Below are 26,565 nucleotides of genomic sequence, written 5' to 3'. Positions count from 1 at the left end.
CTAATAAGACTCAAGGGTATCGCGTAGGGTATCAATCAAACGGGTATTATCCTCTGGTGTACCAACCGTAATGCGTAGCCAACTGTCAAGACCATATCCAGCCAACATCCGCACAATAACACCTTGTTCTAGCAATGCCTGATAAATACCTTTTGCATCGCCAACATTGACCATCACAAAATTGGCATGCGATTTAATATATTCTAACCCCAACCCATCAAACTGTTTGCATATCCAGCGCATCTGACCATCATTGATTTTCCATACCTTGGCAATAAAGTCTTGATCACCAAGTGCAGCAATGGCAGCAGATTGCGCCACTAGACTCACATTGAAGGGTTGGCGAATCCGGTTTAACATATCCGCTATTTCAGGATGACTCAAGGCATAACCTACTCGCAAACCAGCCAGACCATAGGCCTTTGAAAAGGTACGAACAATAATAACATTGTCAAACTCATCGATAAGTGCACGATTATTGCTCTCTGGCGTATACTCAATATAAGCTTCATCAAGAACCACTAAAATATGACTGGGTATTTGTTCTACAAATTTACGAATCTGCTCGCCAGTTAGTAATGTACCTGTAGGATTATTAGGATTTGCTATAAACACTAACCGTGCATTTTCAGTATTTTGTATAGCCTCAAGCATAGCATCTAAATCATGCCCATATCTCTTGGCAGGTACTTCTATGCCAGTTGCGCCTAACATTTTAGTTACCATTGAATAAACGATAAACGCATATTCGCTATAGATAATGGCATCATCATTAGCGGCAAAAGTACGGGCAATGATATCTAATAAATCGTTTGAACCATTGCCTAAAGTAATTTGATCAATATTGGTATCAGTGTAATCAGCAATGGCCTGCTTTAAGTAATAAGCATTACCATCAGGATAACGAGCCAGCTGACCTAACTGCTGAGTAATCGCTAAAGTAACATAAGGCGAACATCCTAAAGGGTTCTCATTGCTGGCCAACTTTAAAACATCACTTACCCCGTATTCACGGGTCAACTCCTCTATGGGCTTACCTGTTTGGTATGCCTTAAGATCTAGTATACTGTCGTAAGCGGGTGTGGCAAACGTTTTATTACTCATAGTTCTACCTAAAATATTGAAGATTAAGGGCTATTTCTATTTTAAAAATATTGAATATATATGATATTTAGCATGACCTTACCCATAAATCGTTAGTTAGCAGATTACTTTAAACAAATATCAAGACCAAACACCAAGACTAATCCTCACGTTATCATCCACTTTACTGAATAAGTCATGATCAAAGAGTCACTAACTTTAAATAACGGCTTTAGGATAAGACCCAAGTACACGCACCTCTTTAACGATTGGTTTAATTTCTTCAATCGCCGCTTTTACATTATCGTCTTCAATATGACCTTCCATATCTATAAAGAAGACATAAGCCCATTTGTTTGGACGCTCTGGACGAGTCTCAATACTGGTCATTGACACACCGTGTTTGGATAATGGCTGTAAAATTTCGATCAAAGCACCTGCTTTATCGTGGGCTGAAACGACAATGGAGGTCTTATCAGCGCCAGAGGGGGCAATATCTTCATGACCAATAATCAAGAATCGGGTGGTATTGCCTGGGTTATCTTCAATATTTTCATGAAGTTTATGCAAATTATATTCAGCAACAGCAACGTCACCTGCGATAGCGGCAGAGTGCCATTCGTTTTTTAAACGTCTTGCCGCTTCACCATTACTGGAAACCTGCACACGCTCTACATTAGGGTAGTTAACATCTAACCAATGCCGACATTGAGCCAAAGACTGTTGATGTGAATAAATACGACTTAGGCTGTCAATTTTAGTGTGTTCAGCAACCAAAAAGTTTTGATGAATAGGCAATTCCACTTCACCGATTATCTTTAACGATGATGCCAAGAACCCATCAAGTGTATGATTAACTACCCCTTCAGAAGAATTTTCAACCGGAACAACACCATATGCTGCTGAGCCTGACTCAACCTCACGGAAGACATCGGTAATCGTGGTTAATGGTACTGTTGTAGAAGCCTTACCAAAATGTTTGAGTGCGGCTGCATGAGTAAATGTACCAACAGGACCTAAAAATGCTATCTTCTGAGGTGCCTCCAAGTCTAAACATACTGACATAATTTCACGAAACAGACGTGCCATTTTTTCATCGCTAATGGGGCTATCTGATTCTTGATTGCGGCGCATAATATTTTTCAACACTTGAGCTTCTCGCTCAGGCCGATAAAAAATAGGATCTGCTTCCGCCTCGTTAGCATTTTCTTTTTTGAACGCCGCAACGCTTTGAGCTATTTTAGCGCGTTGACTAATAAGCTCAAGGATACTACCATCGACACTATCAATTTGATCTCGAAGCTCAGATAAGGATTGCGTTAGAGCCGAATCACTACTATTTACGTGGTTATTTATACTATTATCAGTATCGTTTTTTGATTGTGAGGTCATAAAAAAGCCTATGGGTCATGTTATGATAATTTTTAAAAGTGACTGCTTTAAAACTGCCTATCTTTAAGTTTAAGGCGATTATTTTTAAAGAAAGAGACCGTTTTTAAAGTGACTAAATAAATCTTATATTATTTTACACTCAGTTATTTAAACTATACCAAACTTATGGCCTGTTTTGGTAGCAAGGTATTTCACAAAAAATATAAACTGACAATATTTAAAAAAAGTCATCCTTTTTTAGTTACGTTTTAATAAAATTAAGATTATATTTATGACCATATGTATGGTTATCAGTATTTAGTACTTTCAATAACATGACCACCTTTGTATAGTAGCAATTTTTTAGCATCTGTTTTTCCATGCTGAGTAAAATGCTAAGTAATAAGCACTAAAGCCAAAACCACTTACTAATTTAGCACGCTTAAAACTCTACAAATAACTATTCACAAAGTTGGACACAGTGATATTGTTTATTGAAGTGCGGTTTTGTTTATTGAAAAGATTATAATCGATTATAACCTAATAGGAATTTATAATGAGCGCCTTATCACAATTAAAAACCATGACAACCATTGTTGCCGATACAGGCGACCTTTCGGCCATCCAACGCTTAAAGCCTGTCGATGCTACTACCAACCCGAGTTTAATCACTAAGGCATTGACTCATCCTGACAAACAAGCCATGTTATCTGATACGCTAAACCGCTTTTCTAACCGTGGCGACAGTATGATTGATGATGTCATTGACAACTTAACTATACAGGTGGGCTGTGACATATTAAATCTTATAGAAGGTCGTGTATCAACTGAAGTTGATGCGCGTCTTTCATATGATACTGAAGCTACCATTGCAAAGGCCCATGAATTTATGGAAGCGTATAATCGAGCAGGTGTCGATAAAGAGCGTATATTGATTAAAGTTGCTGCGACTTGGCAAGGTATCAAAGCCGCTGAGCAACTCGAAAAAGAAGGTATCCATTGCAACTTAACCTTGATTTTTGGTCAGCACCAAGCAGTAGCTTGTGCGGATGCTGGCGTAACGCTAATTTCACCTTTCGTTGGACGTATTTTAGATTGGCAAAAGCGAGAGCAAAACCGTCAAAATATTCCTCCAAGCGATGATATGGGTGTGCAATCAGTAAAACGTGTTTATCAATACTACAAACAACACGGTTATAACACCCAAGTTATGGGGGCAAGTTTCAGAAGTATCGATCAAATATTAGCGTTAGCAGGTTGTGACTTATTAACCATTGCCCCTAATCTATTAGATGAGTTAGCCGCACTGGACATACAAGTTGAGCAGCAACTCTCCGCAGATATGAGTAGTGAGACCATGCAAAAAGTCAGTTTAGACGCTGATACATTTAGTGCCGCCTATGAGCAAGATAGCATTACTCAGACGCTATTACCTAAAGGTATTGAAGGTTTTATAAATGCAAGAGACGAATTGACAGCAGCACTGCTAAAGCTTAGCAAATAACCCTTACTCTGTTTTTAAGTTGCTTTAACATAAATAATAATATGTTTGGTATCGTTATCATCCTTTGGTTGTAGAATAAGAGAAAGCTCTATATGAATACATATAGAGCTTTCTTAATTCATACTTAATGCAGATGACATATGATAAGTGAAGGTGTGGGGTCATTTATTTATAGTAGTTTAAATTTTATGGTTTAAAATATCTCAATTATCGCCAAAGTGAAGCCAATTTATACTCTATATATATTTCTATATATCATTACTTGCATAATAACGATTGCTGCTTAACTAAAATTTATCTCTCTTTAATCCTCATAGTCTAAAGAAGCACTCATACTAGGCCTACCCTAACCTTCTAATACTGAATAAACAGGTACAGGAAACTCACTATGTAAATCTACTAAGTCAAGCAACACCAACACACCAGCAACATCATGTCCGGCATCAACACATAACTGATAAGCCGTGTTCAACGTACCACCCGTTGCCAATATATCATCCACTAACAACACTTTTGATTTCTGTAAACCATCTTGTATTTCTAAGGTATCAGTACCATATTCTAAAGCATAAGACTTATTGGCGACTGGAGGCGGTAGCTTACCGGGTTTGCGCAATAAATACATTCCTTTACCCAATCGACCTGCCAATAATCCTGCAAAAATAAATCCGCGAGCTTCAATGGCAACAAGGCAATCTACCTCATCTAATAAGCCTTCAGGCAAAACCGCTAGCATCTCGTCAATGACAGCATTGACATGATGGCGCAATATCGGCGTAATATCATAAAAATCTATACCCGATTTCGGGAAATTATGAACAGTACGAATAATATTCCAGAATTCGTGCTGGGTTGCTTCAGATGTATTAGGTTCTGTCGTATTTAGCAAGTTGGTCATAAAGTGGCCTAAATGAATGATTTAAATTTACTGATGATTTAAATTTTATCATAACTAGGCATTATTAAGTCATTGTAATAATTTTAATCCCAATAAATTGAATACATGGTGGAACGCATTTTTGTTATAATCCAACCACTATTTTTTGATTTATGTATCTTGGAGCTGTTTGATGAAAAAATGGGAATGTATCGTTTGTGGTTGGATATATGACGAAGAGCTAGGATGTCCTGAAGAAGGTATCGCACCCGGTACAAAATGGGAGGATATTCCAGAAGACTGGACTTGTCCAGAATGCGGTGTGGGTAAAATTGATTTTGAAATGATGGAAATTTAATAGGCTAAACTACTGTCAATGAGAGCGTGCCATTGTCTATTTAATCAGTTACTTAACGCATAGTTTTAAAAAGGTTATTGAAGTTATTAATCAATATTAAAACTATCACTTAGGGCAATAAACTATGGGTCAGTTGTTCCCTCCGCTTGATATTCATCATTGGGTACCCTCCCCTTTAACTGATTTCATGCAACAAGCTTTTATTCAAGTATCAGATGACATCACACTATGTGTAGAAGTAGGCGGGAACCCCAAAAGTCCACCAATACTTTTAGTTATGGGGTTAGGATCACAACTTATATTTTGGCCTGAAAACTTTATAAAACGGTTAATCAATGCCGGCTTTTACGTTATACGTTTTGATAACCGAGATATTGGACTCTCCTCTAAAGTGAAATCATCTACTGGAGAGCGGGTAAACCTCTTGCCTGCTATGCTTAGACTACAACTTGGATTAAACAACGCTAAATACCCCAGTAGCTATTCTCTTATCGATTTAGCCGACGATACAGCAAGCCTCATTCAATCTTTAGGGTTTTCTCAAGTTCATGTTCTTGGTGCCTCAATGGGCGGTATTATAGCCCAGCTGTTAGCCGCTAAATACCCACACCTTGTCAACCGTCTGGCGCTTATTTTTTCTACCAATAACCGTGCTTTTCTACCCCCACCCAAGCCAAAACAACTCTATACCTTAATTAAGCGACCTACTAGCCATAGTGAAGAAGATATTGTGCAACATGGCAAATGGTTTATAAATATGGTTGGCTCTCAAGGAAATATTGATGAACAGGTCGTAGGTCAAATATCAAGACTAAGATACCATCGTTGTTTTTATCCTACTGGTCCAGTGCAGCAGCTTAATGCCATTCTAACGACTGGCTCCATAAAAAAGTATTCTAAAGAGATCAAAGCGCCAACGCTTATTTTGCATGGCACTCATGATGGACTAGTACCAATGTCACATGGTTTAGAGCTTGTTAAGAGCATCCCTAACGCTACTTTTAAGCGCATCCATGGAATGGGACATGATCTTCCCGATTACTTCCAGCCGTTTATCGTTAGCCAATTAAAAAAGCACATGTTAGATATATAACCCTCTACTTTTAACTATCTACCTTCAAACGACGACCATGAATAACCATTGTTAATAGTAATTTAATAATGCCAATCCATTGTGGTTCATCAAATTGACATTATAATTCTTTATTATTCGAATACTTAATTAGCGAATTTAAATAATCGACCTTTGCCATGCTTGTCTCAAACGCAAATATAGTCAGCGAACTACTAAACGGTTACGGCGTTAACCTCGTTAAGCCTACTCCAGTAGTACTTGCACTCGGTTGCCTTGTAACCATTTTAGACTTCTTTTACTATTGACTTAAGCACAAATAAACAAATGTATCTGTCATCAAAAGTTATCCATAGACATAAGCGTCAGACGCCGTTGATAATATTTAATTAAACACTATTCAAACTATATTGTTGCGATAGCATTATAGATAAAACATTACCTTAAAATAATTTATATAAGAATTTTAAAAATCCAATAAACCGTGACTATTAAAATCGGATCATTTTTAAGTTTATAAGAGATCTTTTTAGAAATTACGCTTCATTTAATAGTTTAGTACGCTAATCTTGGTCATTGAAAAGCACACTATTTATATGTAAATCATGCATAAATCAAATTCGCCTTATCAAATAAGAACCAAAGCATCCAAATATGCCGACTTTATGACCGCTTATAAAGTCAAAACACCAAAGTATAAATTTTATCTCGAGCGAGGTGGTTGCGACAATGACCCCATTATCTTATTGATTATGGGATTGGGTGCGCAATCTTTAGTATGGTCAAATGTATTTTGTAAGCGGCTTATTGATTCTGGGTTTCAAGTGATTCGCTTTGATAATAGAGATATCGGCAAATCTAGCAAGCTTAAACACAAGAATAAGCTAACCAAGGAGCACCAAACTCTAGTTAAGCAACTTAAATTAATATCTAGATATAAACTTGGTTTACGTTACAAGCATATTGATAACAATGTGCCGTATACCCTTTATGATATGGGAGAAGATGTTAATCAGCTGCTAAATGCTTTAGACATTGATCAATGCCATGTGCTGGGTATGTCAATGGGTGGGATGATTGCACAAATTGTTGCTGCCAAGTACCCCAACCGCGTTAGCAAACTTGGTCTGTTGGCTACCAGTAATAACAAACCTTTTCTACCGCCTCCAAAAATCGACGCATTAAGAGCATTAACTAGACCTTTACCTGATAATAAAGACTCTGCTACTGTGATTGAAAACAATGTAAACCTGCAAAGAGTAATTGGCTCGCCAGATTTCTTTGATGAAAATCATGCCACTATGAAGGCTGAACTTTTTTTCAATCGTCGTTTTTATCCAAAAGGCGTGACTCGCCAACTATTGGCAGTGATGGCGACAGGTTCACTTGAAAACATTGATGCCATTATAAAGCAACCTACTTTAATCGTTCATGGCACTCATGATAGGCTGTTACCGCCTGCTCACGGTAAATCGCTGGCTAAAACGATACCCCATGCTGACCTAAAGTTAGTCACTGGATTAGGACATGATATACCGTATCAATTAGCACGTTATTTGGCTGATTTGTTTGCAGAGCATTTTAGTGAGAATCAAGAGTTAGATGCTGAATAAGTGAAGGATAAGAAACATAAACAGGCAGAAATAAGAAAAGTCGCAGTAATCTCAAAGAAGACATCTAAAATTAATAGAAGTCGTGTAAAATTAATAGAAGACACCTAGAAAATGGTAGTAGCAATTCACAAAAAAAGAGTGCGACATCGCACTCTTTTCAACGTCAACAGTGACTTAATACCTTAATCTAATTGATAAGCTAGTGCGACCAAGTACTAACTACGATAATCTGCATTAATTTTCACGTAATCATATGATAAGTCACAAGTGTATACTGTATCACTTGCCTCACCCACACCTAAATCAATATGCATGGTAATTTCAGGGCGGCTCATTACTTCTTGACCTTTTGCTTCAGTATAATCACTATCAAGCTGACCACGTGTACAGATACTAACATCATCCAGCTTAATGGCAACTTTAGTGGCATCAAGGTTATGTGCTTTAGAGTATCCAACAGCCGCTAATATACGTCCCCAGTTTGGGTCACTAGCAAAAAAAGCCGTCTTAACAAGAGGCGAATGAGCGACAGCATAAGCAACATCACAACAATCTTCGGTAGACGCACCCCCCGTTACTTTGATGGTAATAAATTTAGTTGCTCCTTCGCCATCACGAACGATTAATGTTGCAAGCCGTTTAAAAACCGACAAAAGCGACTTAAATAGAGCCTCATAATGTGGATGTTGTTTGGTATCGATATAGGGTTTTGTCTCATCGCCTGTGGCAATTAATACGCAGCAATCATTTGTTGAAGTATCGCCATCGATAGTAATACGGTTAAAAGACTGATTAGATAATTCGGCAATCATATCCTGTAATAAGGACACTGAAATATTAGCATCAGTCGCGACAAATCCAAGCATGGTTGCCATATTAGGACGAATCATCCCAGCACCTTTAGAAATACCAGTGACATGGTATTTCGTGCCTTTATCAATTTCGACAGACTCGCTCGCTACTTTAGGAATAGTATCCGTTGTACGGATAGCATTTGCCGCTTTTAGCCAGTTATTACCCGCCAGTGAGGCTAAACAGTCATCAAGACCGTTAATAATGGCATCGCTATTTAATGGCTCGCCAATAACACCCGTTGAAAAAGGTAAAACCTGCTCGGTAGCGTCGCCAACTTTATTAGCTAAAGACTCGCACACGCCCATTGCGCGATTATAACCCTCCTCTCCTGTTGCTGCATTGGCATTGCCTGTATTAATAACTAAGTATTTAACCGGTTTTTGCTCTGACTTTAGCGCAACAAGATGTTCTCGTACTATATGAACTGGCGCTGCACAGCATTTATTACTGGTAGTTACAGCTACCGTTTTTGCCGTATTAGCTAATTTAAATACAACCAAGTCATCACGATTTTTATATCGAACACCCGCTGCTGTTACGCCAATTTCAATACCATCAATGGTATGGATTAATTCTGGCGGTGCTATATTTCCTACTGGCATATTATTCCTTACAATAAGAGAAGATTTATAGAAGTAAGCGCCTATTTCTAATACTCAAATCCATTCTAGAAATCAATTTTTAGAAGTCAAACACAGCCCATATTGGCGCATGATCAGACGGCTTTTCCATTGCTCGTAGCTCATAACTTATACCTGCTGCCATGCATTTATCTTTAATGTCAGCTGTACACAGAATATGATCAATTCTTAAACCGCGTTTAGGGTCATCATCAAAACCACGGCTACGATAGTCAAACCAGCTGAAAAGCTCATTGGAGTCAGGATAATGTAGGCGATAAGTATCGAATAGCTCACGGCTCATTAGCGTATCATACCATTCACGCTCCTCGGGCAGAAATGAGCACTTTCCTGTTCGCAGCCAGCGTTTTGCGTTAGCTTCTCCAATACCTATATCAATATCTTGTGGAGAGATATTCATATCGCCCATAATAATCAGAGTGCGCCCCTCTTCTTTTAAGAGGTCAATATATTCGGTTAATGCCGCATAATAATCCCGCTTCATAGGAAATTTAGTGTCATGATTACGACTCTCGCCTTGCGGGAAATACCCGTTTAAGACGTCAACCTCTTTTCCATCAAATACATAGCGCGCATGAATAAACCGCTTTTGTGCATCCTCCTCCTCGCCCAAAAATCCTTTTTGCACAAAAATTGGGACAGCTTTTGAAACCAGCGCCACACCATAATGGGCTTTCTGGCCAAAATACTCTACATGGTAGCCAAGAGACTCCACTGCAGCTAATGGAAACTGCTCGTCATGAACTTTAGTTTCTTGTAGCCCCATCACATCAGGATCTAAAATATCCCTAACCGCTTCTAATTGATGTTGTCTTGCTCTAATACCATTAATGTTAAAACTTACAAAACGGGTCATAAAACTAAAATCCTAAATTTATTAAGTAGAAATCACTTTACCTATTCAACAGGTAAGTGCTATCAAAAAAGTGCCTGACTAGGGTAATAAACGCTGAATAATCCATTCAGTATTATTACTATCTTGCTTATAAAGCAATCTATCATGCAAACGGTTTGGTCTACCTTGCCAGAATTCAAACTCCGAAATACTGATCTCATAGCCACCCCAAAACTCTGGTGTTGGAACATGGCTACCTTCGGGATATTTATTTTTCAGCTCAATAAAGGCAGCATCAATTTCCTTACGGTTTTCTACTACACCACTTTGTGGCTGGCTGACCCAAGCACCTAATTGGCTTTCATAAGGTCTTTTCTGAAAATACGCTTCAGTTTTAGCCCGTTCAATTTTGCTAACTTTGCCTCGTACTCTTATTTGCCGCTGCATGTCATGCCAAAAAAACAAACCTTCAGCAAGTGGGTTGTCAGCAATATCTTTACCCTTATCACTTAGATAATTAGTATAAAAAACAATGCCTGACTCGGTAATTTCTCTTAGCAGAACTACTCTAACAGATGGCATCTGGTCTGCACCGCAAGTTGCTATACTCATAGCATAAGGCTCAGGGGAATTATACTCGACTGCTTCATTGATCCATAATTCAAATAAGTCAAACGGATTACTAGGTGCATTTTTCTGAGTTAACACACCTTTATCATATGACATTCTTTTATTGGTAAAATCCATAACTTGTCCTTACCGTTCTCATTATACTGGGTGTTTTTTAGTATTAATTACTAACTGGCCATAACTTTTTCAACTTTGTTGGCCAACTGATGAGCCAATTGATGACACTCTTCTTCATCATTAAGCTCCACCATGACTCTAATTACTGGCTCAGTTCCAGACTTGCGAATTAATATACGACCACGGCCTTCAATAGATTGTGATGCTTCTTCAAAAGCAGAGACCAGTTCTGGAAAGTCATAAGGATCTTTCATTTCTTTGAGACGAACATTGACTAACGTTTGAGGTAGAAGATGAAAATCCCCTATTAGATTACTTAATGATTGTCCCGTTCTAGCCATCACAGATAATACCTGTAAACCAGCAATAATAGCATCACCTGTACGACTCTTATCTAAGCACAAAATATGGCCAGAGGGCTCCCCACCTAAAATCCACCCTTGTGTTTCAAGGCTTTGCATCACATAACGATCACCCACTTTTGCTCTTTCAAGTGGAATATCAGCTTGCTCTAGCGCTAATTGTAATCCCATATTGCTCATTAAAGTACCGACAACCCCTGCTACTTTAGTTTCAGATTTAGTGGCTAATACATATAAGATACCATCTCCATCTACAAGACTGCCTTTCTCATCTACCATAATGATTCTATCGCCGTCGCCATCTAAAGCAATGCCAACATCGGCATGGTTCTCAATCACTGCTTGCTGTAAAGAGTCTGGGTGTGTAGACCCACACCCTCTATTAATATTTGTACCATCGGGTTTATTATGAAGTGGAATAACTTTTGCGCCTAGCTCTCTGAGCACTCTGGGGCCAACGCTATAACCTGCGCCATTAGCGCAATCAATGACAATAGTCAAGTTTGTCAGATCATACTGATAGGGAAAGCTTCCCTTACAGAACTCAATATAGCGACCTTTAGCATCTTCAATGCGGTAATTCTTACCAAGTTTAGAGGGATCAGAAATAGTCATGTCTACTGTAGTAGCCGTCATGATTTCATCAAGTTTTTTATTAATAGCCTCTTGCATGGCATCCGTCAACTTACGACCGTCACCTGAAAAGAACTTAACACCATTGTCCTGATACGGGTTATGTGATGCAGATATGACCACACCTGCATCAGCATGGAAACTACGAGTTAAATGAGCAATAGCGGGCGTAGGCAACGACCCCACCATATGAACATCGACTCCAGCAGCATTAAAACCTGATTGCAGAGCAGCTTCAATGACGTAACCTGATAACCTTGTATCTTTGCCAATAACAACACAAGGTCTACGATTTTTATTATCATTTTTTTCGATAAGCACTTGACCAGTCACAAATCCAAGCTTTAACAAAAAATCTGGAGTAATAGGAAATTGACCAAAACATCCACGAATTCCGTCGGTTCCAAAGTAGCTCATTTGACCCTCTTTATTGGTTAGGTTTTATTTCAAAAATTTTAAAAAATCAAAACTATTATCTAATCAATATACTACAAAAAAGACCAAAAGGAGCAAGCCTTTTGGTCTTTTTTAGTTAAGCTAATATTCGCATTTAATAAATATCCGTTGCATCGTTGAGGTTACAATCTGTAGTTTGGTGCCTCTTTGGTAATTTGCACATCATGTACATGAGACTCTTTCATGCCAGCAGACGTAACCTTAATAAATTGTGGTTTGGTGCGCATCTCATTAATTGTGGCGCAACCGGTATACCCCATAGATGAGCGTAATCCTCCTGCCAATTGGCTGACAATGCCACTCACAGGTCCTTTATAAGGTACACGTCCCTCAATACCTTCAGGAACAAGCTTTTCAACGCCTTCTTTCGCATCTTGGAAATAACGATCAGATGAGTTATTAGACCCAGACATAGCCCCTAAGCTACCCATACCCCGATACGCTTTATAATAGCGACCCTGAAACAGCTCAACTTCACCCGGCGCTTCTTCAGTACCCGCCAACAGAGATCCAACCATAATAGAAGAGGCGCCTGCTGCGATTGCTTTAGCCATATCGCCTGAAAAACGTATACCACCATCAGCAATAAGAGGAATAGAGTCTTTTAAAGCAGAAGCGACATTGTCGATTGCTGAAATTTGTGGCACACCAATACCAGCGATAATACGCGTTGTACATATAGAGCCCGGACCTATACCAACTTTAACCGCATTAGCACCTGCATCACGTAAGGCTAAAGCCGCATCGCCTGTGGCAATATTACCGCCTATCACTTGTATCTGCGGATAATTCTTTTTAATCCATGCCACTTTATCAATGACACCTTTTGAATGACCATGTGCTGTATCAACCACCAACACATCCACTGCTGCTTCAATTAAAGCCTCAACCCGTGCCTCAGTGTCTGCACCTGTACCAACCGCAGCCCCTACTCTAAGACGGCCCCGAGAATCCTTACATGCATTTGGATTGTTTTCAGCTTTATTGAAATCATTCACTGTAATCAACCCTTTTAAACCAAAATCATCATCTACTACCAATACTTTTTCAATGCGGTGTTCATGCAATAGTTTTTTAATATTCTCATTACTCTCCCCCTCTTTAACCGTAACCAATTTATCTTGAGGGGTCATGACATTTCTAACCGGTTGACTCAGGTTTGTCTCAAAACGTAAGTCACGATGGGTAACGATACCCACTACTTTACCACTTTGCTCTTCTACAACAGGTACACCAGAGATATTATTTGCTCTAGTAATTTTTAATAGCTCGCCTACAGATATATCAGGATTAACCGTAATTGGATCGACAACAGTACCGGCTTCAAACTTTTTAACACGACGTACTTGCATGGCCTGTTTGGCAATATCCATGCTCTTATGCAATATACCCATACCACCAAGCTGCGCCATGGTAATCGCCATTTCAGACTCAGTTACCGTATCCATAGCCGCAGATACTAAAGGCAAATTTAGTAAGATATCTTCTGTTAGCCGAGTTTCCAAAGAAGCCGTTTTAGGAAGAACCTCTGAATAAGCAGGTAGCATTAAAACATCATCAAAAGTTAGGGCATCATCTACGATTCGCAACATACAGACCTCTTAGCCGGGTAAAATAGCGCTTTATTATAACAATAATTATGAAAATTTGAGAGTATAAAAATGTGATATCTATGAAAAACTTGTTTTTAATTGATAAGACAATATAAGTCTATGAATCTGAATATAATAGTTCAACTATGTTGATTCAGGCATGATTCGAATATGAGCTTAGATATAAGTTAATTATACCCATTCAAACATCGTCGTTAGGTTTAAAAAAGACCCTAAAAAAGGGACTTAAATTATAGGAATAACGATAAAAAAAGGTGGCCTATTAGCCACCTCCATAAGCTATATAAAATAGCAAACAGATATATTTTATAGAAAAAATATTAAATAGAGATATGTAGATCCCTACCCAAATATCTGTTATGTACGTCTCCATGTAGTACCAAGTTTTCCGTCTTCAAGCTCAATGCCATTAGCTTGTAGCAGGTTACGTATCTCATCAGCTAGGCTATAGTTCTTAGTGGCTTTAGCATTATTTCGTTCTTCAATCAAGTCAGAAATTTTACTATCACTAAGCTCGGTGGCGCTCTCATCGCCAACTTGAGCTTGCAAAAAATCAGTTGGATTTAATTGACCAATATTCAACACACTTGCTAAATCTCTTAGTTGATTCGAAAGTATTTTGATTTCGCATACCTTAGTCTGCTGATCACGAACTTTTTTGTTTAATTCTCTTGCAATATTAAATAAGACACTAATGGCTAAGGGTGTATTGAAATCATCATTCATTGCACTTATGAAATCAGTCACATAGCTATTATTTAAAAACTCATTTGGAGGATTATTAGTATCCTCCTCACAATTTTCAGCCAAAACTATTTCGGCTACTTTTAAGGCTTGGTATATACGAGTGAGAGCTGCATGCGAATCTTTTAGGGCAACATCTGAAAAGTTAACTTGGCTACGATAATGGCTGGATAAAATAAAGAAACGAATGGTTTCTGGATGAAACTTGTTCATAACCTCACGGATGGTAAAAAAATTACCTAGAGATTTAGACATTTTCTCACCATCAACATTTATAAAACCCACATGCATCCAATTATTAGCATAATTACACCCTGTTGCTGCCTCAGACTGTGCAATTTCATTTTCGTGATGTGGGAACTGTAAATCATGACCTCCCCCGTGAATATCAAAACTATTCCCTAAGCACTTAGTTGACATTGCTGAACATTCAATATGCCAACCAGGACGTCCATTACCCCAATTTGAAGGCCATTGCGGTTCATCTGGTTTTGCTGCTTTCCACAGTACGAAGTCAAACGGGTTTTTCTTATGCGAATTGACATCTACCCGAGTACCAGCCTCCATATCTTCAAGTTTACGTTTTGATAATTTTCCATAATCCTCAAAAGTCTCTACTGAGTAATAGACGTCTCCATCTTCTACCGCATAGGCGTGTTTTTTTTCTGTAAGAGTAGCAATCATATCAAGCATATCTTCAATGTGATCTGTTGCTTTTGGTTCAATATCCGGAGTAAGGCAACCTAAAGCAGCGGCATCTTCATGCATAGCTTTAGTAAAACGATTGGTCAATACGCCAATAGATTCATTGTTTTTATTAGCACGAGCAATAATTTTATCATCGATATCTGTTATATTACGCACGTACGTCACGTCATAGCCAAGACACTTAAACCAACGTACTACTATATCAAAAGCTACCATGACCCGAGCATGACCAATATGACAATAGTCATATACCGTCATACCGCACACATACAAACCAACTTTACCCGGCTGAAGAGGTTTAAAAATCTTTTTCTGGGTGCTTAAAGAGTCAAAAATTTTAAGAGAACTTTGGCTTTGCTGAATCTGCTGTGTTAAATCTTTATTTAGTGCTAATACATTAGATGCGCTAGCTATTAATGACATGTAAACCTCAAAATCCTGATTATTTTATTAAGTAGCTTATCTTACCGAAACCTTACTAAAAATACTATTAATTGATATATTTTATACTAATATTGTATAAAAATATTTAAAATATAAGCCATCATAAGGAGTTAATTCAATGGGAAATCGTCTAACAAAAATATATACTCGCACCGGTGACGATGGTTCAACTGCTTTAGCAAACGGGAAACGGGTCAATAAAGCCGATTTTACCTTTATGGTATTGGGTGATGTAGACGAGCTAAATGCACACATTGGAATGATTTCTGCATACGTCTCAACGTTATATAATAGTATTGAGAAAGATACTAACCACATTAAAGAAAATAAAGAAAACAATTCATTGGCTAACACGAGTAATCAGATTTCCGAGCTTAGTAATACACTTAGTATTATTCAGCATTTGTTATTTAACATTGGTGGCGAATTAGCAATGCCTGAGTATCAAGGTATTGGTAAAAACCACATTGAATGGTTAGAGCAAGATATTGACCGTTTAAATAGTCATTTAAAACCGCTTAAAGACTTCATTTTGCCAGCAGGATCTGTACTCGTTAGCCAAATACATATTGCTCGTACTGTATGTAGAAGAGCTGAAAGGGGGGCGGTACAGTTAAAGTCAAATAAACCCAACTCAATATCCCTTAATATTCTCAAACTACTAAACCGACTCTCTGATTGGCTATTTGTTCTAGCAAGATATTGTGCAAAAATCGAACATTCCAATGAGGTGTTATGGAACAAATCTATTTTAGAAAAATTAACTTAATTAATTTCTTAATGAATTTAAAGAAGTATTTCTAAAATACTTGTATCACTACAAAAAGCCCTATAAATTAATAATAGGGCTTTTATAAGTTATCATTTATCTAGTCGTCTGCTTAATCTTCTTGTGCAGCAATTCTAGTAAGTACCTTCTTCTTCGATAATAACCATTTCAATACTTTCATCTGAAGGCACATTAAAGTCCGCTGGATCATCAGTATTCACTGGTGCTTTTACAGACGGAGTCTCAGAGGCAGAAGGTGTTGGAGCAGGCCTAAGTTCAGGCTTAGCTTGTGGTTTAGGAGTCGGGGGTTGTGGAGGCTGTGGGGTTACCTTAGGTGTGGGTTCAGTCTTTTGAACTGGTTTAGGTTTTTCTACGCGTCTAACTGGTTCGGGTGCCGCTGATGCTATATTTCTTTTCTTAGCTTCAGATTGGCGTTTATTAGCCATTGCAACCTCAAACTGAGATGCAGCGATAATATCCGAAACTGCACTAATAATTTCAGGTTGTCCAACAATCTTAGCGGCAGTTTGACCACCTTGCATACCAACTACATAGGTAAAGTTATCACTGACCAGCATATTATTATTAAGAGTAATATTTTTGTCTTCCAGACGCTGGGAGAAACTTTTACCCTCTAAAGAGGCAAAGGCTTGATTTGCACGGCTGACATCTTTAGTCGGTAAGGTCAAGCTCACTTTAGCGCCACAAGTTACCATGCCATTGTCATTAATGGGCTGCATACTCTTCACATTTGAAAGATCTATCAAAATAGATTCTACTACACCATTAAATGCCGTTAAATCTAATGAGGTATCAGCGCTATCTGCATAGCTATTTATGAGAATTTGGGAGCGGCTCTTGATGGATTCTTTAATAGACTTTTCAAGTTTACTCGTTGCAATATCGTCGTCACATTTTACCAGTACTAAAGGGGGTTCAACTTGAGCAGTATCTGCTGAATGACTCTCTGATACGTCAGCATCAGTTGAGTCTGCCTTTTTGTTACAACCCGCCAATGGCAAAGTGCTGAGTGTTAAGCTACATAACATGCAAATACTCAGAAAACTATTTTTATTCGACCTGTTTTTAACCGTCAACTTCATTACTACCTCTTAGATAAACTACAGACTCATTTAGACTGCATATGTATTAAAGAACACTAGAATTTATGTATAATAGCTCTGTAAATTAAGTAATATGACTGAGTATATAATTCTTTTATAAGCTTAAACTGCAGTTATAATCTTAAATTTAAGTTACTGTATTCAATTAGCATAATATTATACGTCAATTAATATCCTTTTGTTAGTTCACTTATTACATAAGCATAAATATCTTAAACCTACTTTTAATAACATAATCTAGATCGTATAAAAATGCTAAATTCCATTAAATTAAATAACAATACTCCTATAGAAACATACCTTTTAGGGCATCGCGGTGCACGTGGTGAGGCCTTTGAAAACAGCCGCCATGGTTTTGAGCATCTCTTAAAAATTGCTCAACAATCAAACGGTAAGGTTAGCGGTATTGAATTTGACGTTCAACTAACCCGTGACAATCATTTAGTTATTTTTCATGACGATTCGTTGTCTAGACTCTTTAGGCAGCAATCTAGGGTTGACCAATTAACTTATTATGAATTGACAAAGCGGCTTGGATTCACGAATGATTTTATGTTGCTAAATGATGTTACTACTTTGCTAAGTGAATTCAAGCACATTGAACTTGAAATAAAGACCCACCCACGTACAAATCATCTCAACCTTATGACTGCCTTAGCCAATACTCTAAATCAGCCTATTTTTCACGCCCTACCAATTACTCTCACTAGTTTTGACACACACTTACTACATCTAATGAGAACGCGACCGGTTTTGTCTCGTTTCAAAAAAGGGCTTCTCGTCGAGCCAATCAAAGGCGTTGGTTATCCTTTTTACGATAATCAGCAAACCGCAAAATCAACTGATAAAACTCCCTTTCACGAGCATAGCCCTCAAGTCCTTCAACAGGAACTGCTTAAAAATCGATATATAATGAACCTTCCTAATTTTGCTCGCCAGCTTGGTTGTGAACACTTAGGACTTCACTATAGCCTATGTAACTTGAATATCATTAATCAATGTAAGCGTCTTGATTTATCTACAAGTGCATGGACTGTGAATGAACCGCAAGAGGTTTTTAGGTTAATTGATCTTGAAATAAATCATATTATTACGGATTATCCCTCTCGTATGTTAACACTATTCAATTAAAGTGAAAGCAGGCAAACTCATTAAATAGTATAGACACACAAAGAGAATTTTTTGATAATTATAGATATTTCTACTTAATTGTTTATCTATCCTTTCTTAATTGTTATTTAAATTTTTATAAGCTTAATAACTCTGATTTTACAGTGTATGAGTGTTCACTTTACTATCAATTTACTGTATGCTTATCCCTACTAGAACTTTGCCCTTTTTAGGAACATATATATAATGACTCGAATTACATCTACAGCGTTTAAAGCTTTAAGGTCTGCTAGTACACTACCCTTATCATCTATAAATCTTGCTGTAAATACTGGTAAAAAGATCCTTGCCAGAGTAAAAACTCCAGAACAAGTCGAGCCGACTTCAAATCACGCTGCTCTAACCCATCTTTCTTCGCTCAATGAGTACAACGATAATAGTTCGGTTGAGAATGAGCTAGCCTTCAAACGCGCTCCTGTCAATTGGATACCTGCAGTTTTCTTGATTGCTACCCCTATCGCTGCAGCCGTGATTACTCCTTGGTACTTAATGACTCATAGTGTCAGCGCGCCTGTTTGGGCATTATTTGGCGCAGTTACTGTGTGGACAGGCATGAGCATTACGGTTGGTTATCATCGTCTGTTATCGCATCGAGCGTATAAGGCACACCCAGCAGTTAGAAATTTCCTGCTATTAGGTGCTACGATGGCTGTTCAAAGCTCGGCATTTGATTGGTGCGCAGGCCACCGAACTCATCATCGTCATGTTGATGACCCTATGGATGATCCGTATTCAGCAAAACGTGGATTTTGGTTTAGCCATATGGGCTGGATGCTACGAAAATATCCAAGTGGTGTCTATGACTATAAAAATATTCCAGATCTAACCCGCGACAAGGTTCTACAAATTCAACATAAATATTATGGATTATGGGTACTTGTATCTAATGTAGGGGTGTTGAGTGCACTAGGTTGGCTAGTAGGTGACGTCTGGGGTACATTAGTACTCGCCGGATTGTTACGTCTGGTCATTAATCATCACTTTACTTTCTTTATCAACTCGCTGTGCCATATGTATGGTACGCGCCCTTATACTGATTCAAACACGGCACGTGATAATTGGATTTTAGCTATTCCCACTTGGGGTGAGGGTTATCATAATTATCATCATTTTTTCCAATACGACTATCGAAATGGGGTTAAATGGTGGCAATATGATCCTTCCAAATGGTTTATCGCTGCACTTGCTAAATTTGGCTTAGCAACTGATTTACGTACAGTAGATGATTTGACTATCAAACATGCTGAAGTAAATATGCAGTTCAAACGTGCGCAAAAGAAGATCGAAGAACTATCAAATGTTACTACCGATACCAATCATGGTGTACTACCAACGTCAATGCTAACCTTCCGTGATCGCATCATGTTTGAATACGATTCATTCAATGAAACGGTTAAAGAATGGCAAAAGCTGAAAGCCAAAGCCATTGAAATGAAGAAAAATGAATTTGCAGATAAACTTAATGAAGTCGACGAAATGCTTAAGGAGCAATACCATATCTTAGAACAACGTATTAATGCTCATGATCAAAAGTTAAAACAAGCATTTCATACAGTGGATATAAAAACTGTTGCTTAACAGTTATCATCGCTTAATGGTTTCTCCTCCCCTTCATCTAACGATGGAGGGTTTTTTTATATGGAGGTTTTTATATAGAGCGACTATTATTTAAGCATAACCACAACATTGAAGTCATATTAATGACAGATTCGATTTGTTACTATCAATCACATAGCATTAATTAATTCGCTAAAGTATAAACCACACCTGAAATTTAAAGAATCTCTATGAAATTTAATAATAGTTATGCCAAGCTTGATTCTCGTCTTTTTCATAAGCAACTGCCGACACCTTTGCTAAACCCGCGGGCAGGTCATTTTAACCCCATAGTGGCTAAACAGATCGACTGGGATAAAGATAGCTACCTCATGGATAACTGGGTACAGATACTGTCAGGCAGCAGTATACCAGAGGGGTTTGAACCTTTAGCAATGGCTTATGCTGGACATCAGTTTGGACATTGGGCGGGACAACTTGGGGATGGGCGTGGTCTATTAATGGCCCAAGTGGTAGGCAATGACGCTAAGCTTACTGATTTACATTTAAAGGGTATGGGGCTAACACCATTTTCACGTATGGGAGATGGCCGCGCAGTACTGCGCAGTACTATTAGAGAGTATCTATGTGGTCATGCGATGTCATCTTTAGGTCTTGCCTCCTCAAATTCATTAGGCTTTATTACTTCTGACACCCCAGTACAGCGTGAGCGTCTGGAACCAGGTGCCGCTTTACTTAGAGTCGCTGACACTCATATAAGATTAGGCCATGTGGAATGGATAGCCAGCTTTGCTCCAGATTTATTGCCAAGCTTTACTAAATATATGATTGAGACTTACTATCCCAATGTCATTGATTCAGACACCCCGATTTTAGATTTTATTAATCAAGTGGTTATTAATACAGCAAAAATGATTGCCGATTGGCAATTAATAGGTTTTGCTCATGGCGTTATGAATACTGACAACTTATCAATTACAGGGAGTACACTTGATTATGGACCGTTTGGCTTTCAAGAAAGATTTGATCCAGCATGGATTAATAATCATTCAGACTATTCAGGTCGTTATGCTTACCAGAATCAACCCGCTATTGGACGTTGGAATCTAAATATTTGGATGATGCATTTTATGCAGTTGTCTGGTAAAACTATTTTTCATAATGGACGACATAGCTTAACCAAACACTCAGAGATCATTAGCCGAAACAATTTAGATGAATGTCTATCAAATTATGACATATATTTTAGTCAATACTATCAACAAGGTATTTGCGCCAAACTTGGATTGTCTTGGCCTAATAAAAATAGTGCTTTTATTGATGAGACATTAAATAAAAAGTTGGCACTCGCTTTTGAGCTTCTACAAATAATTGAGGATAATCAACTGGACTATACAAATAGTTTTAGATCATTAATCGCTATTATAGAATCTGATAAACACAGCCATGAAGCTCAGTTATTAAACACTTTAAACAGTGAACTTAATCAAACTCAACTGCATAGATGGCATGTTTGGCAAAGAGATTACCTTCAATATATTGACTCGCAAATTGAATATAGCGCTTATCATAAGGCCTCTACCCCTGTGTTTACAAAAGACTCAATAGTTAATAATATTAAACAAAACAATCCAGCCTATATTTTAAGAAATTCAATGGCACAAAAAGCCATTGCAAATGCTGAATTAAATGATTTTAGTGAAGTTGATAGGTTATTTGAATTACTTAGAACGCCTTATGAAATTCAAAATAAAGCAACAATGCATGATATTTTACCACCCAATAAAGATGACAAACCCATCATTGTCAGTTGTTCTTCCTAATAAAATAACTGGTAGTTTAGCTTGTACTACTTATGCTAATAATTACTGCTAATAGCTAAAATTATTGAATATTAGCCATCAACCCGGAATGACAGGTTAGAATATCCACGATGATCTTAACTTAAAATATTTATTTCTATTTAAATTACAATATGTTTAAATAATAAATCTTGTCATTTATTTTCTAAATACAAGGTATTTTTACAGTATTTAACATAGGTTAGTTATGGTTAAAGTCTGTAATGATGCTAGAATACTCAAGTTAATTATTGTACTTAGAGTGTTCCAACGGGACTTCCTTTTTCAATATCATTTTGGTCTTAATCATGAGCGATAATATTTCTACCACGACTACACCTTCTACTTCAAATTCTATTAAAGATGCGCATATGAGCAAAGAGCAGTTTGAGCAATCTGCTCTGCATTATCATGAACATCCTACTCCTGGAAAAATATCAGTTAACCCAACTAAACAGATAGCCAACCAACGTGATTTAGCGTTAGCCTACTCACCCGGTGTGGCCGTACCCTGTTTGGAAATTCAAAAAGATCCCAAACTGGCAGCTAAATACACCGCTAGAAGTAATTTGGTTGGTGTTATTACAAATGGTACTGCTGTTTTAGGGTTAGGTAATATCGGTCCATTAGCGTCTAAACCTGTTATGGAAGGTAAAGGCGTCTTGTTTAAAAAGTTTGCAGGGATAGATGTTTTTGATATTGAAGTCGCTCAAAATGACCCAGACAAATTTATTGAAGCAGTAGCCTCGCTTGAACCAACCTTTGGGGGTATAAATTTAGAAGATATTAAAGCCCCTGAATGTTTTAAAATTGAGCGTGAACTTCGTGAGCGTATGAACATCCCAGTATTCCATGATGATCAGCATGGTACGTCAATTATTGTCGGTGCGGCCTTAATGAATGCCTTGCAATTAATTGGTAAAAAGATTGATGATATTCAAGTTGTTTGTTCTGGTGCTGGTGCTGCAGCAATATCATGCTTGGACTTGATATGTGCATTAGGTGTCAAGAAATCCAACATTTTTGTTTCTGATTCACGTGGTATTATTTCTACTAGCCGAGAAAATTTGGATGAATCTAAACTGCGTTATGCACGTGACACCGATGCTAAAACCATCGACGATGTAATAGAAAATGCAGATATGTTTTTAGGTCTTTCAATGCCCGGTATCTTGAATCAAGATATGGTTAAACGAATGGCTAAAGACCCTATCATCTTCGCACTGGCTAATCCCACTCCTGAAATTTTACCCGAAATCGCCCATGCTGCTCGTGATGACGTCATTATGGCGACGGGTCGTTCCGACTACCCTAACCAAGTTAACAATGCATTATGTTTTCCATACATTTTTCGTGGTGCTCTAGACGTCGGAGCTACTACGGTTAATGAAGAAATGAAAATTGCCTGTGTACATGCCATTGCAGCTATGGCGCATGTCGAAGCCACGCCAATGCACGGCCAAAAATATGTGGATACCGCAAAAAGTTTTGGTAAAGACTATCTAATTCCAGGACCCCTTGAACCAAACTTAATTATTGAGATTGCCCCTGCGGTAGCAAAAGCTGCCATGGACTCAGGTGTGGCGACGCTCCCTATTAATGATTTTGCCGCCTATCGTCAAAAGCTTTCGGAGTTTGTCTATAACTCAGCATTTGTAATGAAGCCACTTTTCGCGCGAGCCAAAAAGAATCCGAAGCGTATAGTATTTTGTGAAGGTGAAGATCCAAATATTCTACGTGGTGTACAAGTCGTTGTGGATGAAGGCTTAGCGTATCCTATACTGGTTGGTCGCCCTTCTATTATTGCAGCTCAAATTGAAGCATTAGGCTTACGTCTGACTGATGGCGATAATATAGAGATTGTCAACCAAGACTCTGACCCTCGTTATAGAGAGTACTGGGAGTATTATTATGAGAAAAATAAACGTAATGGTGTGAGTATAGAGCTCGCTCGCAGAGATGTCCGCCGTAAAACAACTTTAATTGGGTCATTATTAGTTGAGAAAGGTGAAGCTGATGGTATGATTTGTGGAACTTTCGGCCACTATAAACTGCACTTAGATTACGTCAGTAAAGTCATTGGAAAATCAAAAGGCTTTAACGACTTTTATGCGATGAATGCTGTATTGACCCAAGACCGTAATATATTTATTGCGGACACCTACATTCATGATAATCCTACAGCGGAGCAACTTGCTGAAATGACGGTACTGGCAGCAGCTCAGATGCGCCGTTTTGGTATTGCACCACGTGTAGCTCTATTATCTCACTCCAACTTTGGGACTTCAGACCTTGAAAGTGCCGTTAAAATGCGCAAAGTATTTCAACTATTAACAGACATGCAAGTCGATTTTGAGTTTGACGGGGAAATGCATGGTGACGCCGCCTTAGATGATCGTATCCGTCACAATGATTTCCCGCATTGTAAATTAACGGGTTCAGCTAACCTACTCGTTATGCCCACTTTAGACGCCGCAAACATTGCTTTTAACCTTCTTAAAACGGCGACACATAGCGCTTCAATTGGACCAATTTTATTAGGATCCGATAAACCTGTACATATTTTAACCCCTTCTGCCACCGCACGTCGTGTTGTCAATATGACTGCTTTAGCGGTTACCGAAGCTCAGGATATCGACTCAGACTCGCAATAAAATAGTCCTATTTAAAATATTTATTATTTAAAAGCCAGCTTTAACGCTGGCTTTTTTATTGGTCGATTTGATGTCATTATTTAGTTAATATAGATAGTCAAAGAACTTTAAAACCGATGCAGGGCAATCGAGTGAAAGTACGCAGCAAAAGTTGTACCCTATTTCATCATTCTTATTGGCCCAAATTTAGGATTAGTTGACTATGCATGTCTATATTGTTGGTGGCGCGGTGCGTGACCAGTTTTTAAAGCGCCCTGTCAAAGATAAAGACTATGTGGTTGTTGGTGTAACGCCACAACACATGTTAAATGCAGGGTTTACACAAGTTGGTTCTGACTTTCCCGTTTTTCTACATCCTAAAACAAAAGCCGAATATGCCCTTGCTCGTACAGAGCGCAAGTCTGGTAAAGGTTATAAAGGGTTTGAAGTTTACGCTGCACCTGATGTTACTATCGAACAAGACCTTAAACGTAGAGATCTGACAATAAATGCAATGGCTATAGAAGTGTGTGGTCTACATGATGATACGCCAATTACAGGTAATGTCATTGATCCATATGGAGGGAGGGATGACATTGCAAGTAAAACATTGCGCCATGTATCCAGTGCGTTCTCTGAGGATCCTCTTAGGGTATTAAGAATAGCTAGATTTTACAGCCGTTTCTATAATAATGGTACTGCTACGAGTAACTTCATCATCGCCCCAGAGACAATTGAATTAATTAAATCAATTAATGAGTCAGGGGAATTAGCGCACTTAACGGCAGAGCGTGTTTGGCTAGAAACCAGAAGAGCGATTATGCAGGATGCCCCCCACGCTTATTTTAAGTGCTTAATAGAGATTGGTGCCCTGCCCTATTTGTTCCCAACGCTCGCAGAAACTCTAAGCAATGGTTTTATTCAAAAATTTGTATTTCATGCGCTCTCTCTATGTGGCGACTACCATTTGCCATTAGCTAACCGCTGGGCCGTGTTGCAGATGAGTTACATGCCAGAAAAATACTTAGCACTGTTAGGGTTTAACAAACCTAATAGCTTTAACAGTTCTAATAGTGTTGAGCGTATAGAAACTAGCGATGAAGCGAAGATCTGGACAAGCAAAATTAATCATCTAAGTGTGTTATTAACAACGCCAAAGTCAATAACTCAATTTGCCACATTATTTGCCAACATGTTTGCAGATCTTGCCAATCTGGAAAACCTAAATGCTCAAACGTTAACCAGTCTTATTAATTTAACGAAAGCCCATAAAGATAGCATTACTCTGGATGCGCTAATAAACACTTTTTATGTGGTTAAAACTGCTTATATACACTGCCAGTTTGAACAAATAATTGGTGCATATAATAAAATAGGTATGGATAATATTGATAGTAATTTAGAAGGCCGTGACATTGGTAACGCCTTAAATAGTGCACGAAGCCAAGCGATCGACTCTTTTTTCAATAAAAATTAGTGCTAGGTTAATTTTAGGGTTGCAAAGTTTAAAAAATAAGGTATTATAATGCGTCTGATTAAGTGAAACGCTTAATAT

20 protein-coding genes are annotated in these 26,565 nt (G+C 38.1%); 10 read left to right on the top strand and 10 right to left on the bottom strand.

Annotated features, from left to right (window positions below):
• Together hisC and pheA are read right to left on the bottom strand one after the other, a co-directional pair.
• The gene (gene hisC, locus AC2SLN_RS04120; RefSeq protein ID WP_486549635.1) at window positions 1–1,104 is read right to left on the bottom strand and encodes a histidinol-phosphate transaminase; all 1,104 of its coding nucleotides are present in this window, start codon (window positions 1,102–1,104) and stop codon (window positions 1–3) included.
• A gap of 198 nt (window positions 1,105–1,302) precedes the next feature.
• On the bottom strand, window positions 1,303–2,475 hold the full coding sequence (gene pheA / locus AC2SLN_RS04115) for a prephenate dehydratase (RefSeq protein WP_486549633.1): 1,173 nt from the start codon (window positions 2,473–2,475) through the stop codon (window positions 1,303–1,305).
• A gap of 535 nt (window positions 2,476–3,010) precedes the next feature.
• On the opposite strand from pheA, the gene AC2SLN_RS04110 reads away from it, so the two are divergent.
• Entirely contained in the window at window positions 3,011–3,958 is a 948-nt protein-coding gene (locus AC2SLN_RS04110; RefSeq protein ID WP_486549631.1) for a transaldolase, read from the top strand.
• A gap of 346 nt (window positions 3,959–4,304) precedes the next feature.
• Here the strand turns inward: AC2SLN_RS04110 and AC2SLN_RS04105 are convergent, their stop codons facing one another.
• The gene (locus AC2SLN_RS04105; RefSeq protein WP_486549629.1) at window positions 4,305–4,856 is read right to left on the bottom strand and encodes an adenine phosphoribosyltransferase; all 552 of its coding nucleotides are present in this window, start codon (window positions 4,854–4,856) and stop codon (window positions 4,305–4,307) included.
• A 172-nt stretch (window positions 4,857–5,028) separates the two neighbouring features.
• Here AC2SLN_RS04105 and AC2SLN_RS04100 point away from each other — a divergent pair, with 172 nt between their 5' ends.
• The 3 genes from AC2SLN_RS04100 (at window position 5,029) to AC2SLN_RS04090 (ending at window position 7,878) form a co-directional block, all read left to right on the top strand.
• A complete protein-coding gene (locus AC2SLN_RS04100; protein WP_486531281.1) occupies window positions 5,029–5,193 on the top strand; it encodes a rubredoxin in 165 nt (54 codons plus the stop codon).
• Window positions 5,194–5,317: 124 nt separating this feature from the next.
• Window positions 5,318–6,286 carry an alpha/beta fold hydrolase gene (locus tag AC2SLN_RS04095; RefSeq protein WP_486549627.1) on the top strand — a complete coding sequence of 323 codons (969 nt, stop codon included), beginning with the start codon at window positions 5,318–5,320 and terminating at the stop codon, window positions 6,284–6,286.
• A 584-nt stretch (window positions 6,287–6,870) separates the two neighbouring features.
• Entirely contained in the window at window positions 6,871–7,878 is a 1,008-nt protein-coding gene (locus tag AC2SLN_RS04090; RefSeq protein ID WP_486549625.1) for an alpha/beta fold hydrolase, read from the top strand.
• 215 nt (window positions 7,879–8,093) lie between these two features.
• Here the strand turns inward: AC2SLN_RS04090 and argJ are convergent, their stop codons facing one another.
• From argJ to cysS, 6 genes are all read right to left on the bottom strand, one after another.
• Window positions 8,094–9,335, bottom strand: coding sequence for a bifunctional glutamate N-acetyltransferase/amino-acid acetyltransferase ArgJ (gene argJ, locus AC2SLN_RS04085; protein ID WP_486549623.1), 1,242 nt, complete (start codon window positions 9,333–9,335; stop codon window positions 8,094–8,096).
• A 79-nt stretch (window positions 9,336–9,414) separates the two neighbouring features.
• Window positions 9,415–10,230 carry an exodeoxyribonuclease III gene (gene xthA, locus AC2SLN_RS04080; protein ID WP_486549621.1) on the bottom strand — a complete coding sequence of 272 codons (816 nt, stop codon included), beginning with the start codon at window positions 10,228–10,230 and terminating at the stop codon, window positions 9,415–9,417.
• A gap of 78 nt (window positions 10,231–10,308) precedes the next feature.
• The gene (gene pdxH, locus AC2SLN_RS04075) at window positions 10,309–10,956 is read right to left on the bottom strand and encodes a pyridoxamine 5'-phosphate oxidase (protein ID WP_486549619.1); all 648 of its coding nucleotides are present in this window, start codon (window positions 10,954–10,956) and stop codon (window positions 10,309–10,311) included.
• 50 nt (window positions 10,957–11,006) lie between these two features.
• On the bottom strand, window positions 11,007–12,368 hold the full coding sequence (gene glmM, locus AC2SLN_RS04070; RefSeq protein WP_486549617.1) for a phosphoglucosamine mutase: 1,362 nt from the start codon (window positions 12,366–12,368) through the stop codon (window positions 11,007–11,009).
• Between the two features lie 161 nt (window positions 12,369–12,529).
• Window positions 12,530–13,999 carry an IMP dehydrogenase gene (gene guaB, locus AC2SLN_RS04065; RefSeq protein WP_486549615.1) on the bottom strand — a complete coding sequence of 490 codons (1,470 nt, stop codon included), beginning with the start codon at window positions 13,997–13,999 and terminating at the stop codon, window positions 12,530–12,532.
• A gap of 378 nt (window positions 14,000–14,377) precedes the next feature.
• Window positions 14,378–15,895 (bottom strand): cysteine--tRNA ligase, encoded by a 1,518-nt coding sequence (gene cysS, locus AC2SLN_RS04060; RefSeq protein ID WP_486549613.1) that lies wholly within the window; start codon window positions 15,893–15,895, stop codon window positions 14,378–14,380.
• A gap of 139 nt (window positions 15,896–16,034) precedes the next feature.
• On the opposite strand from cysS, the gene AC2SLN_RS04055 reads away from it, so the two are divergent.
• Window positions 16,035–16,685, top strand: coding sequence for a cob(I)yrinic acid a,c-diamide adenosyltransferase (locus AC2SLN_RS04055; protein WP_486549611.1), 651 nt, complete (start codon window positions 16,035–16,037; stop codon window positions 16,683–16,685).
• Window positions 16,686–16,819: 134 nt separating this feature from the next.
• On the opposite strand, the gene AC2SLN_RS04050 is transcribed toward AC2SLN_RS04055, so the two are convergent.
• The gene (locus AC2SLN_RS04050) at window positions 16,820–17,734 is read right to left on the bottom strand and encodes a hypothetical protein (RefSeq protein ID WP_486549609.1); all 915 of its coding nucleotides are present in this window, start codon (window positions 17,732–17,734) and stop codon (window positions 16,820–16,822) included.
• A gap of 327 nt (window positions 17,735–18,061) precedes the next feature.
• On the opposite strand from AC2SLN_RS04050, the gene AC2SLN_RS04045 reads away from it, so the two are divergent.
• The 5 genes from AC2SLN_RS04045 (at window position 18,062) to AC2SLN_RS04025 (ending at window position 26,487) form a co-directional block, all read left to right on the top strand.
• On the top strand, window positions 18,062–18,940 hold the full coding sequence (locus AC2SLN_RS04045; protein ID WP_486549607.1) for a glycerophosphodiester phosphodiesterase: 879 nt from the start codon (window positions 18,062–18,064) through the stop codon (window positions 18,938–18,940).
• A gap of 225 nt (window positions 18,941–19,165) precedes the next feature.
• The gene (locus tag AC2SLN_RS04040) at window positions 19,166–20,557 is read left to right on the top strand and encodes an acyl-CoA desaturase (protein ID WP_486549605.1); all 1,392 of its coding nucleotides are present in this window, start codon (window positions 19,166–19,168) and stop codon (window positions 20,555–20,557) included.
• 209 nt (window positions 20,558–20,766) lie between these two features.
• On the top strand, window positions 20,767–22,359 hold the full coding sequence (locus tag AC2SLN_RS04035; protein WP_486549603.1) for a protein adenylyltransferase SelO: 1,593 nt from the start codon (window positions 20,767–20,769) through the stop codon (window positions 22,357–22,359).
• 389 nt (window positions 22,360–22,748) lie between these two features.
• On the top strand, window positions 22,749–25,031 hold the full coding sequence (locus AC2SLN_RS04030) for an NADP-dependent malic enzyme (RefSeq protein WP_486549685.1): 2,283 nt from the start codon (window positions 22,749–22,751) through the stop codon (window positions 25,029–25,031).
• Window positions 25,032–25,233: 202 nt separating this feature from the next.
• Entirely contained in the window at window positions 25,234–26,487 is a 1,254-nt protein-coding gene (locus tag AC2SLN_RS04025) for a tRNA nucleotidyltransferase/poly(A) polymerase-related protein (protein WP_486549601.1), read from the top strand.
• The last annotated feature ends 78 nt before the right edge of the window (window positions 26,488–26,565 follow it).

It is taken from the genome of Psychrobacter sp. CX90, assembly GCF_057396305.2.
The sequence above is the reverse complement of the archived record's forward strand: the minus strand, read 5'-3'. Positions and strand labels throughout refer to the sequence as shown.